The following is a 12,981-nucleotide window of genomic DNA, read 5'->3' on the forward strand; positions in this document are numbered from 1 at the left end:
ACGAACGGGACGATCACGCCGGAGCCGCGCGCCACGTGGACGTCAACGCCCAACGCCGCGATCTGCGTCAGCAACTGGCCGAACGTCGCCGCGCCTTGCCGCCGGCCGAACGCATCGCCGCCGCCCAGGGCCTGCGCCGCAGCCTGGAGCAACTGCCCGAGTATTTCACCGACGCCCGCGTGGCCGGCTACTGGGCCAGCCACGGCGAACTGCCGTTGAACCTGGTGATCCCGCCGCTGGCCACGCGTGGCCAGCAATTCCTGCTGCCGGTGATCGGCGCGGGCCGGCAACTGCGTTTCGCGCCATGGAAGGCTGGCGACGGGGTGCAGCCCAATCGTTACGGCATTCCCGAGCCGGTCGATCCGCCCGAATTGCTGGAGCCGTTCCAGATCGACCTGGTGCTGGTGCCGCTGCTCGGTTTCGACCGCCGCGGCAACCGGCTCGGCCACGGCGGCGGCTATTACGACCGCAGCTTCGCCTTCCTCAACGAACAGGTGCGCCCCACCGAGCCGCTGCTGGTCGGCATCGCCTATGCGTTCCAGGAATTGCCAGAAGTCGAGGAAGAGGACTGGGATGTCCCGCTCGACTTCATCGCCACCGAGCGCGAGCTGATCGACTGCACCACGCCTGATTCAGAACCGGAGACTCCCGCGTGAACCACTGGCTGATGAAGTCCGAACCGGACGCGTTCTCGATCGACGACCTCAAGCGCAAGAAGCGCGAAGCCTGGGACGGCGTGCGCAACTACCAGGCGCGCAACTTCATGCGCGACGGCATGCGTCCCGGCGACAAGGTGTTCTTCTACCACTCCAACTGCGCCGTGCCCGGGATCGTCGGCGTCGCCGAGGTGGCCACCGACGCGTACCCCGATCCCAGCCAGTTCGATCCGAAGAGCAAGTATTTCGACCCCGGCAGCTCGCGCGACAATCCGCGCTGGATGCTGGTCGACGTGAAGTTCGTGAAGAAGCTCAAGCGCACGATCAGCCTGGACGAAATGAAGAACGATCCCTCACTGGCCGAGATGCCGCTGCTGCGCAAGGGCAACCGGCTGTCGGTGATGCCGGTCGATGCGGCGCACTGGAAATACATCCTGGCGCTGGAATGAACGTCACCCGATCCCCTTTCACCGGAAACCATCCATGAGCAACGCAAACGAGAAAAAGCTGGCCGGCGAAGCCGCCATCCGCTACGTCGAGGACGGCGCCATCGTGGGGGTCGGCACCGGTTCCACCGTGGCGTTCTTCATCGATGCGCTGGCCGACCTGAAGGATCGCATCCAGGGTGCGGTGTCGAGCTCGGAGCAGTCGACCGCGCAACTGAAGCGCCTCGGCATCCCGGTACTCGACCTCAACGCCGCCGGTCCGCTGACCATCTACATCGACGGCGCCGACGAATGCGATCCGTACAAGCGGCTGATCAAGGGTGGCGGCGCGGCGCTGACCCGCGAGAAGATCGTGGCGGCGGCCAGCGAGAAGTTCGTCTGCATCATCGATTCCAGCAAGCGGGTCGACCTGCTCGGCAAGTTCCCGGTGCCGATCGAGGTGATCCCGATGGCGCGCAGCCTGATCGGCCGCGAGATCGTCAAGCGCAGCGGCAACCCGGTGTGGCGCGACGGCGTGGTCACCGACAACGGCAACTGGATCATCGACGTGCACGGCTGGCAGATCGTCGACCCCGCCGCGCTCGAAAGCGAACTGAATCAGTTGCCCGGCATCGTCACCGTAGGCCTGTTCGCGCAGCGTCCCGCCGACGTGGTGCTGATCGGCGACCGGGAGATGTGATTCGTCACGTCGTCCACTTCCGAAAAAAACGGCCCTTGCGGGCCGTTTCTTGTTTCAGCACCTTACTGCGCCGGCCGCGGCTTCAGGCCGTCGCGGAAACGCAGGTGGCGGGCCGAGTGCCGCGCTTCGCGCAGGCGTCGCGCATGAGCCGCCAGGATGTCACCGCGGGTGATGATGCCCACCAGCTTGTGCGGATCGTCCTTGCTCACCACGACCAGTCGGCCCACGCTCTCGGCCACCATATGGTCCGCCGCCTCGCGCAGTGAATGTGTCTCGCTGACCGCGATCGGCGGCCGGGTCAGCAGTTCGCCCAGGCTCAGCGTGTAGTGCCACTGCGGGTCGAGCAGGCTGCGCCGGGTCAGCACGCCAAGCACGCGGCGGTGTTCGTCCAGCACCGGGTAACCCTGGTGCTGGGTCTGCTCGACGTCCTCGGCCAGCCAGCGACGCACTTCAGCCAGCGTCTGCGTGTTATCCAGGGTCACCACGTCGCGCGTGCAGGCCTCGCCCACCCCGACCTGGTCGAGATAATCGGCCACGTATTCGGATGGCACGCGCACGCCACGCCGCACGATCTTCTCGGTCATGATGGTGTTGCGCATCATCAGGGCCGAGATCAGGTAGGCCGCAGTGCAACCGCCCAGCAACGGCAGCAGCCCCGCGGGCTGGCCGGTGGTCTCGAACGCGAACACCACCGCGGTGAGCAGCGCGCGTGAGGCGCCGGCGAAGATCGCCGCCATGCCGACCAGTGCGGCAATGCGCGGATCCACCCCGAATTGCGGCGCCACGGCGGCGATGCCGAGGCCGACCAGCGCACCCAGCGCACCGCCGATGGTGAACAGCGGCGCCAGCGTGCCGCCCGAGGTGCCGCTGCCCAGCGCGATCGACCAGGAGATGAATTTCATCACGCACAGGAAGGCCAGCGCGGTCAGCGTCAGCTTGCCGTTGAGGATGTCCTCGATGTTGGTATAGCCCACGCCCAGGGTCAGCGGCGCGAAGTAGCCGACTGCACCGACCACCAGTCCGCCGATCGCCGGCCACCACATCCAGTGGATGGGCAGCTTCTCGAACAGGTCTTCGATGCCGTAGACGATGCGGGTGGTCCACACGCTGACCACGCCGATCAGCGCGCCGAGCAGCACGTAGACGAGCAAGGCCATCGCTCCCGGCGATGCCACCGCACCCATCGCAAACACCGCGGTCGAACCTTGCAACAGGTAACGCGTGCCGGTCGAAGCCACGCAAGCCAGCGCCACCGGGATCAGCGAGCGCGGGCGCAGCTCGAACAACAGCAGCTCCACCGCCAGCACCACCGCCGCGATCGGCGCCGAGAACACCGCGGCCATGCCCGCTGCCGCACCCGCCGCCAGCAGCACCTTGCGCTCGCTGCCGGTCACCTTCAGCACCTGGCCGATGAACGAACCCAGCGCGCCGCCGGTGGCGATGATCGGACCCTCGGCGCCGAACGGGCCGCCGGTGCCGATCGCGATCGCCGAGGAGATCGGTTTCAGGAAGGTGATCCGCGGCGGAATCTTCGACTCATTGAGCAGCACCTGCTCCATCGCCTCGGGGATGCCGTGGCCGCGAATCGCGCGCGAACCCCAGCGCGCCATCACGCCCACGATCAGGCCGCCGACCACCGGCACCAGCACCACCCACCAGCCCAGTCGGGGCACGGCTTCGGCAGGCGAGGAGAACGCGGTGGACCAGCGGCCGTAGAAGGCCAGATTCGTCACCACGCCGATGAGAGCCGTCAGCAACCGCGCAATCAGCGCAGCCAGCACGCCCAGCACGATCGACACCGCGGTGATGCGCAACACCCGACGATCGACCAGGGTGGAGCGGCGCGGCATCCGGGCTGCATCCAGGCTCATGCCCATGGTCGGCGCCAGCGGCAACGCGTCGGTACTGCCCTCGGTGCGGACCGCCGGGCGGCCGGGATCGTTGTCGCTTGCCGTCGTCATCAAAGTGCTCACGAGTCAAAGGCCGAAATTTTACGCTGCTGCAGTGCAAAACCGAAGGGTACGGAAGCACGAGCGGCGACGAAAGATCCTGCGCCAGCGCGCCCCCGCCAACGAAAAAGCCCGCCGGATGGCGGGCTTCTCGGCCGACTTGCCACGCCTTGCGGCGGGCGACGGCATTTGTATTGGCAGCCCCGGATGGATTCGAACCACCGATGCCTGAGTCAGAGTCAGGTGCCTTACCGCTTGGCGACGGGGCTGTAGAACTGAGCTTAGCGCTTGGAGAACTGGGTAGCGCGACGTGCCTTGTGCAGACCGACCTTCTTGCGCTCGACTTCGCGGGCGTCACGGGTCACGAAACCGGCCTTGCGCAGCGGCGACTTCAGGCTTTCGTCGTACTCGACCAGCGCGCGGGCGATGCCCAGGCGGATCGCGCCGGCCTGACCGGTGATGCCGCCACCGGCGACCGTCACCTTGATGTCGAACTTGTCGGTGTTGTCGGTCAGCTCAAGCGGCTGGCGCACGATCATGCAGGAGGTCTCGCGGCCGAAGAAGGCTTCGAGCGTCTTGCCGTTGACGATGATTTCGCCCTTGCCCTTGCGCAGGAACACGCGAGCGGCGGAGGTCTTGCGGCGGCCGGTGCCGTAATTCTGCTGGATGCTCATGATATTTCCTTAGATTTCCAGCGCCTGCGGCTGCTGTGCGGTATGCGGATGCTCGGCACCACCGTAGACCTTGAGCTTGCGATACATCTCGCGACCCAGCGGGTTCTTCGGCAGCATGCCCTTGACGGCGATCTCGATCACGCGCTCCGGGTAGGTCGCCAGCAGGTCCTTCAGACTGGTGGTCTTCAGGTTGCCGACGTAGCCGGTGAAGCGGTGGTACATCTTGTCGTCCAGCTTGGCACCGGTAACGTGCACCTTCTGCGCATTGATCACCACGATATAATCGCCGGTGTCGCAATGCGGGGTGTATTCCGGCTTGTGCTTGCCGCGCAGACGGTGGGCGATTTCGGTCGACAGGCGACCGAGCGTCTTGTTCGTGGCGTCAACCACGAACCAGTCGCGCTTGACGTTGTCTGCATTGGCGCTAAACGTTTTCATTTCAGAATACCTGTCTGCCGCCGTGAGGCGGTACGCGTAATCGGTGGATCAAAGGCGCGAGATGATAGCGGAGCCTTCATCCACGGCGCAAGCCCACCGACCGGCGGGCTGTGAGCTGGCAATGATAGCATGACCACCGGGCCGCTTGAAAAGACCCCCAGGCTTCCCGGTCGCAACCCGCATGGCCGTTGGGGTCGCTGGCACCTAGCCGCTGGCGTGACGCACGGCTTGCCCTGGCCAAGGCAACCCCCATTGACCTGCTGGCCGATCCTCTAGCTGGAGAACAACGCATGAGCGTACGCACCCTGAGCCGCCTCGATCGCCTGCTGGCCGGCTGCGAACGTGCACTGGAAGCGGTCGGCGGCGCGCCACTGGCGCAGCGGCCCTCGCCGTCCGCCGATCTCGCCGAAAACGAACTCGATCAGGCCGAACGCCGCCACGCCGCCGGCCTGATGCGGATCAACCACACCGGCGAGGTCTGCGCCCAAGCGCTTTACCTGGGCCAGGCCGCGCTCGCCCGCGATGCGAACAACCGCGAGCACCTGCTGCATGCCGCCGCCGAGGAAACCGACCACCTGGCCTGGTGCGCCGAACGCCTGCAGCAACTGGACAGCCGCCCCAGCCTGCTCAATCCGCTGTGGTATGCAGGCAGCTACGCGATCGGCGCCGCCGCCGCGCTGGCCGGCGACGCGCTGAGCCTGGGCTTCGTGGTGGAAACCGAACGCCAGGTCGAGGCCCACCTGGCCGATCATCTGCAACAGCTGCCACCCCAGGACGAGCGTTCGCGCGCCGTGTTGACCCGGATGCAGGCCGACGAGATCCGTCACGCGCAGGCCGCGCAGCAACGCGGCGGCATTGACCTGCCGTTTCCGCTGCCGCAGCTGATGCACGCCAGCTCGATGGTGATGAAGACGGTGGCGTATCGGCTGTAGAAGCGCACCGCGCGCTCGGCGGGCGCCATATCCATTGAAAACGTCTTTCGGCGGGTGCGTAGCTGAAAAAAAACCCGCCTTTCGGCGGGTTTTTGTCACATCAGGTTGCGGCCGTGGAACAGTTCCTCGATCTCGCGTCGCAGCAGCGACTCGATGCGCTGGCGTTCCTTGAACGACAGGTCGTCGGCGTGGGCCTCGAACAGGTAGGTGTCCAGGTCGAAGTCCTTGATGTGCATCTTCGTGTGGAACATGTTTTCCTGGTACACGTTGACGTCGAACATCTCGTACTTCTGGCGGATGTGCCGCGCCAGGTAGTCCTGCACCGAGTTGATCTTGTGGTCGATGAAGTGCTTCTTGCCCTTCACGTCGCGGGTGAAGCCGCGCACGCGGTAGTCGGCGATCACGATGTCCGACTCGAAGCTGTCGATCAGGTAATTCAAAGCCTTCAGCGGCGAGATCACGCCGCAGGTGGCCACGTCGATGTCGGCGCGGAAGGTGGCGATGCCGTTGTGCGGATGCGTTTCCGGATAGGTGTGGACGGTGATGTGGCTCTTGTCCATGTGCGCGACCACGGCACCGGAGATGGTGTCGCGACCGAGCTTCTCGACCACCGGTTCCTCGGAGATCAGGATCGTCACCGAGGCACCCTGCGGGTCGTAGTCCTGGCGGGCCACGTTGAGGATGTTCGCGCCGATGATCTCGGCCACGTCGGTGAGGATCTGGGTCAGCCGGTCGGCGTCGTACTGCTCATCGATGTACTCGATGTAGCGGCGACGCTGGTCTTCCGACACCGCGTAGCAGATGTCGTAGATATTGAAACTCAACGCCTTGGTCAGGTTGTTGAAACCCTGCAGACGCAGACGGGGAAGTGGTTTGACCACGGGCGGCGCTCCATGACCGGATATCGGCCAACATCAGAGGCGGGTTAGCGACAAGGGTCCCCGCGGCATTGGTTTGGAGTACAGGCAGGGGCCTGCACGACCCTTGTGAACGACGGCAACGGGCTGGCTGCTGTCGAAAGACCGCGAAGTATGCGGCAAAAGCAGAGGAATTTGAACCTGCGTGGAATCCGCGGCTTTGTCATAATGACCAAGCCTGTCATGATGTCCGGACGGACGTGTACAACATGTGGCCATGATGCCCGGCGTGACAAGAATTACCTGTAGGGGATGCCCGTGGCTCAGCTCAAGTACCAGCTCCAACAAGCTTTCGAACGCTCGCAGGCCCCCCTGGGCTTTGCTCCCGACCCCGCCGCGATGGAACGTTTCCTGGGGCTGTGCCATCGCCGCCGCTACCCGGGCAAGACCGCGATCATCCGCCCGGGTGACCCGGCCAACACCTTGTACTACGTGGTGGACGGCTCGCTGGCGGTGTGCACCGAGGACGAACAGGGTCGCGAACTCATCCTCGCCTATATCAGCCGCGGCCAGTTCATCGGCGAAATGGGGCTGTTCGTCGAACAGGCCCAGCGCGAGTCGATGGTGCGCACGCGCACGGCCTGCGAGATGGCCGAGATCAGCTACGAGCGCCTGTTCCAGCTGATGGAAGGCCCGCTGCGCGAGGAATGCCCGAAGATCCTGTTCGCGATCGGCGCCCAGCTCACCAACCGTCTGCTGCGCACCTCGCGCCAGGTCAGCCGGATGGCCTTCATGGACGTCACCAACCGCATCTCGCGCACCCTGCTCGACCTGTGCCAGGAGCCGGATTCGATGACCCATCCGGACGGCACCCAGATCCGCATCTCGCGCCAGGAAGTCAGCCGCATCGTGGGCTGCTCACGCGAAATGGTCGGCCGCGTGCTCAAGCAGCTGGAAGAGCAGCGCATGATCGACGTGTCCGGCAAGACCATCGTGGTGCGCGGCACCCGCTGATCGTTGGCGCATTCCCGGGAAGCCCTCCCCTGAACCGGTTTTTTACGACGACTGGTTGAGGATGGCGTTCCGCCGTCCGCTGCGAGACCACGCTTGGATTACGAACAGTTCTTCATCTTTGTCGGTGTCGGCCTGCTCGCCCAGCTGGTCGACGGCGCGCTGGGCATGGCCTACGGTCTGGTCTCCAACTCGATACTGCTGGCGCTGGGCCTGCCTCCGGCGGTGGCCAGCGCCACCGTGCACACGGCCGAAGTGGTCACCACCGGCGTCTCCGGCGCCTCGCACGCATGGTTCGGCAATGTGCGCTGGACGCTGTTCTGGCAACTGGCGATTCCCGGCGCCATCGGCGGCATCCTTGGCGCCACCTTCCTGGCCAGCGTGCCGGGCGAGGCGATCCGCCCCTGGGTCAATGCCTACCTGCTGATCCTCGGCGCGATGATCCTGCTGCGCGCCTTCGGCAAGCGGCTGACCCGGCACCAGGTGCAGCACAGCGGCGTTCTGGGCTTTCTTGCCGGACTGCTCGACGCGATCGGCGGAGGTGGCTGGGGACCGCTGGCCACCAGCACGCTGATCGCCCGCGGCGGCGCCGTGCGCAGCACGATCGGCTCGGTCAACGCAGCCGAGTTCGTGGTCACCATCTGCGTGTCCGCCACCCTGGTGCTGCACGTGGGCATCGGTCACTGGTCGATCGTGCTGGGCCTGCTCACCGGTGGCATGATCGCCGCGCCGTTCGCCGCCTGGCTGGTGCGACACCTGCCCGAACGCGCGGTGATGGCGGCCGTCGGCAGCCTGATCGTGCTGATCAGCCTGGGCCAGCTGGTGCAGACCTTGCTTCGATAGACGGAAACTGCGCGACCTGCGGATCGTCCTCAGAACCACTCGACGCGGGCGACCGTACGGCCCAGCGCCTTCTCGACCTTCTTGCACAGGGTCGGCGTGCCATTGACCAGCACCGGCTCGGCGGCGACCTTCAGCATCGCCACGTCATGCATCGAATCGCCGTAGGCGACCTGCCATGCCGACAGACCCTGCTTCGCCAGCAGCTGCACCTTGCGTCTGCCCACGTTGTGCCAGTGCACGCGCATGCCCAGCCAGCCGGGGCGCAGTTGCGAGGCCAGCACGTCCAGGCCGGTCAGCCCCAGTTGCTGCACGATCCCGCTGACCAGGGCGTGTTCGCAACCGGTCACCACGATCACCCGGTCGCCCTGCAGCTGATGCTGGCGCAACACCTGCAGGGCGTCGCGGTGGAACTGCCGGGGCCGTCGTGCGAGATCGGCGGCAAACGTCTCCGCGGCAAGCCGGTAACGCCGCTCGTCCAGCCCGAACAGCGCGATGCGCACCAGCACATGCATCGGCAGGCGCCACGAGAACGGCAGGATCAGCAGCAGCAACGGCGCCACCAGCACGGCGGGCAGCCAGCGCCACCACGAGCGGCGATAGCGCTCGCGGATGAACAGATGGAACGCGTCGCCGCGAAACAGCACGCCGTCGAAATCGAACAGCACCACACGCGGCGCGACCGCCTCGACATCGGTATCGACATCGCCAGCGGTATCGGCGGGCAGGGTTTCCGGCTCCGGCATCACGATCACGGCAGTGAGAACAGCCGCCGCAGTTCGCTGCCCGGGTCCTCGGCACGCATGAACGCCTCGCCGACCAGGAACGCCTGGATGCCCCCTTCGCGCAGGCGCGCCACGTCTTCCGGGGTGTGGATGCCGGACTCGGCCACCAGCACGCGGTCGTATTCGATCAGCTCCTGCAGCGCCAGCGAGGTCTCCAGCGAGGTCTCGAAACTGCGCAGGTTGCGGTTGTTGACGCCGATCAGCGGCACCGGCAGGGCCAGCGCGCGCTCGAGCTCTTCCTCGTCGTGCACTTCGCACAGCACGTCCATGTCCAGCTCGGCCGCCAGCAGCGACAGCTGCAGCAACATGTCGTCATCCAGCGCCGAGACGATCAGCAGGATGCAGTCGGCGCCGATCGCCCGCGCCTCGTACACCTGGTACGCGTCGATGATGAAATCCTTGCGCAGCACCGGCAGCGCACAGGCTTCGCGCGCCTGCTGCAGGAACGCCTCGCTGCCCTGGAAGAAGTCGCTGTCGGTCAGCACCGACAGGCAGGCCGCGCCGGCGGCCGCGTAGCTGGCCGCGATCGCGGCGGGATCGAAATCGCCCCGGATCAGTCCCTTGCTGGGGCTGGCCTTTTTCACTTCGGCGATCACCGCCGGCAGGCCCGCGGCGATCTTCGCCTCGATCGCCGCGCCGAAACCGCGCGTGGGCGGCAGCTCGGCGATGCGCGCGACCAGTTCGGCCTCGGGCACTCGGGCCCGGCGTTCGGCCACTTCCTCGGTCTTGCGGACAAGAATGCGATTGAGGATGTCAGTCATGGCATCTCACTTGGATGGTGCGCAGCTGGCGCGATGAAAGCGATGGCGACGTCGGCGAAGTTCAAACGCCCACGGGCACCAGGCCGGAAAGTCGACGGGTGACCGCCACGAAGGCCTGCATTTTCGCATGGGCGGCACCGCTGGCAATCGTGGCGCGGGCCAGCTCGATGCCGTCGGCGATCGAGGCGACCACGTCGGCGGCGTACAGCGCGGCACCCGCGTTGAGGCAGACGATGTCGTGCGGCACGCCGGCCTCGCCCTGCAGCGCGCCCAGCAGCATCGACCTGGACTCCTCCGCGTTCTCCACCCGCAGGTTGCGGCTGGACGCCATCGCCAGGCCGAAATCCTCCGGCTCCACCTCATACTCGCGCACCACGCCGTCGCGCAGTTCGCCGACCAGGGTCGCCGCGCCCAGCGAGATCTCGTCCATGCCGTCGCGACCCCACACCACCAGCGCATGCCGCGCGCCGAGCTGCTGCAGCGCGCGCACCTGGATGCCGACTAGGTCGGGATGGAACACGCCCATCAGGATGTTCGGGGCGCCGGCCGGGTTGGTCAGCGGGCCGAGGATGTTGAACAGCGTGCGCACGCCCATTTCCTTGCGCACCGGCGCCACCACCTTCATCGCCGGATGATGGTTCGGCGCGAACATGAAGCCGATGTCGGTCTCGGCCATGCACGCGGCGACCTGCGCCGGCGCCAGCTCGATCGACGCGCCCAGCGCCTCCAGCACGTCCGCGCTGCCGGACTTCGACGACACGCTGCGACCACCATGCTTGGCGATGCGCGCGCCGGCCGCCGCCGCCACGAACATCGAGGCGGTGGAGATGTTGAAGCTCGACGCACCGTCGCCGCCGGTGCCGACGATATCCAGGAAATGCGGATGTGCCGGCGCCTCGACCTTCGCCGACAGCTCGCGCATCACCCGCGCCGCGCCGGTGATCTCGCCCACGGTTTCCTTCTTCACCCGCAGGCCGGTGATGATCGCCGCCGTCATCACCGGGCTCACCTCGCCGTTCATGATCTGGCGCATCAGCGCGATCATCTCGTCGTGGAAGATTTCGCGATGCTCGATCAGCCGTTGCAGGGCTTCCTGCGGCGTGATCGTGATGGTCTGCACGCTGTCGTTCATGCCGCCGCCCGCAGCGGCTGTCCCAAGAAATTGCGCAGCAGGTCGTGGCCGTGCTGGGTCAGGATCGACTCGGGATGGAACTGCACGCCCTCGACCGCCAGCGTCTTGTGGCGCAGGCCCATGATCTCGTCGATCGAGCCGTCCGGATTTTCCGTCCAGGCGGTGACTTCGAGGCAATCGGGCAGCGACGACTTCTCCACCACCAGCGAGTGGTAGCGCGTCGCCTCGAACGGATTGGGCAGGCCGGCGAACACGCCCTGGCCGCGATGGATCACCGGCGAGGTCTTGCCGTGCATGATCTGCTTGGCACGGATCACCTTGCCGCCAAACACCTGGCCGATCGCCTGATGACCCAGGCACACGCCGAACACCGGGATCTCGCCGGCCAGCTCGCGCAGCACGTCCAGCGACACGCCCGAATCATCCGGCGTGCCGGGTCCGGGCGAAATCATGATGTGCGCAGGCCGCAGCGCGCGGATGGCGGCGACATCCAGCGCATCGTTGCGCACCACCTTCACCTGCTGACCCAGCTCGCCCAGGTACTGCACGAGGTTGTAGGTGAAGCTGTCGTAGTTGTCGATCATCAGCAGCATGGGGGCATCGCTTCGTGGCATTGGCGCAGTGCGTCATGATAACCACAGTGCGCCTGCCGCGGGTTTCCGCCCGCGCCGACGGGGAACCTGGCTCAGCCGCGCGGCGCCAGCATCGCCGCCGACAGCCCCGCATCCACCAGCGGCGCCGGCAGCGGCAGGCCCAGCGCCAAGTGGGCGCAGGCTTCGCCCATCGCGGCGCTGGTCTGGATGCCGTAGCCACCCTGCGCGGCGACCCAGAAGAAGCCGGGCGCATCGGTTGCAAAACCGCCGACCAGGTCGCCGTCGGCGACGAACGAACGCAGGCCGGCCCAGCTGCGGCGGGGCCGGCGGATCGTCATCGTGGTCGCCTGCTCGATGTTGTGGATGCCCAGCGCGATGTCGTATTCCTCCGGCTGCACGTCGTGCGGCTCGACCGGATCGGCGTTCGCGCACGAGCCCAGCAACAGGCCGGCGTCGGGCTTGAAATAGAAGGTTTCGCTGAAGTCGTTGATGAAGGGCCAGCGCGCTGTGGCCAGCGCCTCGGGCGGATCGAACACGAAGGCGGAGCGCCGCTTCGGCACGATGCCCAGCGGCGCCACGCCGGCGAGCCTGGCCACCTGGTCGACCCAGGCGCCGGCCGCGTTGATCAGCAACGGCGCGCGGTACGCGTGTTCGCCATCCTCCACGCGCCAGCCGCCGGTATCGCGCTCGATCGCCCGGATCGCCACGTCCACCCGCAACTGGCCACCGCGCGCACGCAGCCCGCGCAGGAAGCCCTGATGCAATTCGTTGACATCGATGTCGGCCGCACCCGGCTCATGCAGGCCGATTTGCGCAAACTCCGGCCGCAGCACCGGCACGGCGGCCTGCAACTGCGTCGCGTCATGCAGCTCGATGTCGCGCGTGAACGGCCGGATCGCCTCGTACAACGCGCTCACGTCATCCACCTGCGCCGCGTTACCGACCAGGGTGGCGCCGCGCGGACCGAGGATGGGCTCGGCGGCGAAACCGGCCGGCGGCGAGGCCAGGAACGGCCGGGTGGCGCGGGTCAGTGCACGCACCTGGGCCGAACCGTAGGTTTCGCTGAACAGCGCCGCCGAGCGGCCGGTCGAATGCATGCCGGCGTAGGACTCGCGCTCCAGCACCAGCACGCGCGCATGCGGCGCAAGGAAGTAGGCGACCGAGGCGCCGGCCATGCCGGCACCGATCACGATCACGTCGGTTTCGATCAGATCCATTTCGAGCTCGG

The 12,981-nt window shown here is 66.7% G+C and carries 15 protein-coding genes and 1 tRNA gene; 6 read left to right on the plus strand and 10 right to left on the minus strand.

The annotated features are described in order from the left end of the window. Positions 1 to 35 precede the first annotated feature (35 nt). The 3 genes from ASD82_RS14335 to rpiA are packed head-to-tail and all read left to right on the plus strand — an operon-like array spanning position 36 to position 1,781. On the plus strand, positions 36 to 656 hold the full coding sequence (locus tag ASD82_RS14335; RefSeq protein WP_056718492.1) for a 5-formyltetrahydrofolate cyclo-ligase: 621 nt from the start codon (positions 36 to 38) through the stop codon (positions 654 to 656). Positions 657 to 667: 11 nt separating this feature from the next. Beyond that, the gene (locus tag ASD82_RS14340) at positions 668 to 1,105 is read left to right on the plus strand and encodes an EVE domain-containing protein (RefSeq protein WP_200950320.1); all 438 of its coding nucleotides are present in this window, start codon (positions 668 to 670) and stop codon (positions 1,103 to 1,105) included. Positions 1,106 to 1,139: 34 nt separating this feature from the next. Beyond that, positions 1,140 to 1,781 carry a ribose-5-phosphate isomerase RpiA gene (gene rpiA, locus ASD82_RS14345; RefSeq protein ID WP_056718494.1) on the plus strand — a complete coding sequence of 214 codons (642 nt, stop codon included), beginning with the start codon at positions 1,140 to 1,142 and terminating at the stop codon, positions 1,779 to 1,781. Between the two features lie 62 nt (positions 1,782 to 1,843). Here the strand turns inward: rpiA and ASD82_RS14350 are convergent, their stop codons facing one another. The 4 genes from ASD82_RS14350 to rplM form a co-directional block, all read right to left on the minus strand. Next, the gene (locus ASD82_RS14350; RefSeq protein ID WP_056718495.1) at positions 1,844 to 3,742 is read right to left on the minus strand and encodes a chloride channel protein; all 1,899 of its coding nucleotides are present in this window, start codon (positions 3,740 to 3,742) and stop codon (positions 1,844 to 1,846) included. Between the two features lie 183 nt (positions 3,743 to 3,925). Further along, positions 3,926 to 3,999, minus strand: a tRNA-Gln gene (locus tag ASD82_RS14355). Between the two features lie 12 nt (positions 4,000 to 4,011). Beyond that, positions 4,012 to 4,404 carry a 30S ribosomal protein S9 gene (gene rpsI, locus ASD82_RS14360; protein ID WP_007807295.1) on the minus strand — a complete coding sequence of 131 codons (393 nt, stop codon included), beginning with the start codon at positions 4,402 to 4,404 and terminating at the stop codon, positions 4,012 to 4,014. 9 nt (positions 4,405 to 4,413) lie between these two features. After that, positions 4,414 to 4,842 carry a 50S ribosomal protein L13 gene (gene rplM, locus ASD82_RS14365; protein WP_007807297.1) on the minus strand — a complete coding sequence of 143 codons (429 nt, stop codon included), beginning with the start codon at positions 4,840 to 4,842 and terminating at the stop codon, positions 4,414 to 4,416. A gap of 290 nt (positions 4,843 to 5,132) precedes the next feature. Here rplM and coq7 point away from each other — a divergent pair, with 290 nt between their 5' ends. Next, entirely contained in the window at positions 5,133 to 5,774 is a 642-nt protein-coding gene (coq7, locus tag ASD82_RS14370; protein ID WP_056718496.1) for a 2-polyprenyl-3-methyl-6-methoxy-1,4-benzoquinone monooxygenase, read from the plus strand. A 95-nt stretch (positions 5,775 to 5,869) separates the two neighbouring features. Here the strand turns inward: coq7 and speD are convergent, their stop codons facing one another. Beyond that, positions 5,870 to 6,655 carry an adenosylmethionine decarboxylase gene (gene speD, locus ASD82_RS14375; protein WP_007807301.1) on the minus strand — a complete coding sequence of 262 codons (786 nt, stop codon included), beginning with the start codon at positions 6,653 to 6,655 and terminating at the stop codon, positions 5,870 to 5,872. 288 nt (positions 6,656 to 6,943) lie between these two features. Here speD and crp point away from each other — a divergent pair, with 288 nt between their 5' ends. Further along, on the plus strand, positions 6,944 to 7,645 hold the full coding sequence (crp, locus tag ASD82_RS14380; RefSeq protein ID WP_007807303.1) for a cAMP-activated global transcriptional regulator CRP: 702 nt from the start codon (positions 6,944 to 6,946) through the stop codon (positions 7,643 to 7,645). Between the two features lie 93 nt (positions 7,646 to 7,738). Next, positions 7,739 to 8,485 (plus strand): sulfite exporter TauE/SafE family protein, encoded by a 747-nt coding sequence (locus ASD82_RS14385; protein WP_056718497.1) that lies wholly within the window; start codon positions 7,739 to 7,741, stop codon positions 8,483 to 8,485. A 29-nt stretch (positions 8,486 to 8,514) separates the two neighbouring features. On the opposite strand, the gene ASD82_RS14390 is transcribed toward ASD82_RS14385, so the two are convergent. The 5 genes from ASD82_RS14390 to ASD82_RS14410 all read right to left on the minus strand — a co-directional run bounded on the left by ASD82_RS14390 (position 8,515) and on the right by ASD82_RS14410 (position 12,970). Then, the gene (locus ASD82_RS14390) at positions 8,515 to 9,228 is read right to left on the minus strand and encodes a haloacid dehalogenase-like hydrolase (RefSeq protein WP_056718515.1); all 714 of its coding nucleotides are present in this window, start codon (positions 9,226 to 9,228) and stop codon (positions 8,515 to 8,517) included. A gap of 5 nt (positions 9,229 to 9,233) precedes the next feature. Then, positions 9,234 to 10,028 (minus strand): indole-3-glycerol phosphate synthase TrpC, encoded by a 795-nt coding sequence (trpC, locus tag ASD82_RS14395; protein ID WP_056718498.1) that lies wholly within the window; start codon positions 10,026 to 10,028, stop codon positions 9,234 to 9,236. Positions 10,029 to 10,089: 61 nt separating this feature from the next. Further along, positions 10,090 to 11,160 carry an anthranilate phosphoribosyltransferase gene (gene trpD, locus ASD82_RS14400; protein WP_056718499.1) on the minus strand — a complete coding sequence of 357 codons (1,071 nt, stop codon included), beginning with the start codon at positions 11,158 to 11,160 and terminating at the stop codon, positions 10,090 to 10,092. After that, positions 11,157 to 11,753 carry an aminodeoxychorismate/anthranilate synthase component II gene (locus tag ASD82_RS14405; RefSeq protein WP_056718500.1) on the minus strand — a complete coding sequence of 199 codons (597 nt, stop codon included), beginning with the start codon at positions 11,751 to 11,753 and terminating at the stop codon, positions 11,157 to 11,159. Before ASD82_RS14405 ends, trpD begins: the two co-directional genes overlap by 4 nt. Positions 11,754 to 11,845: 92 nt before the next feature. Continuing rightward, positions 11,846 to 12,970, minus strand: a complete 1,125-nt coding sequence (locus ASD82_RS14410; protein ID WP_056718501.1) for an FAD-dependent oxidoreductase — start codon at positions 12,968 to 12,970, stop codon at positions 11,846 to 11,848. Positions 12,971 to 12,981 lie beyond the last annotated feature (11 nt).

Origin of the sequence: Rhodanobacter sp. Root179, assembly GCF_001428465.1 — a bacterium.
Classification (GTDB): Bacteria; Pseudomonadota; Gammaproteobacteria; order Xanthomonadales; family Rhodanobacteraceae; genus Rhodanobacter.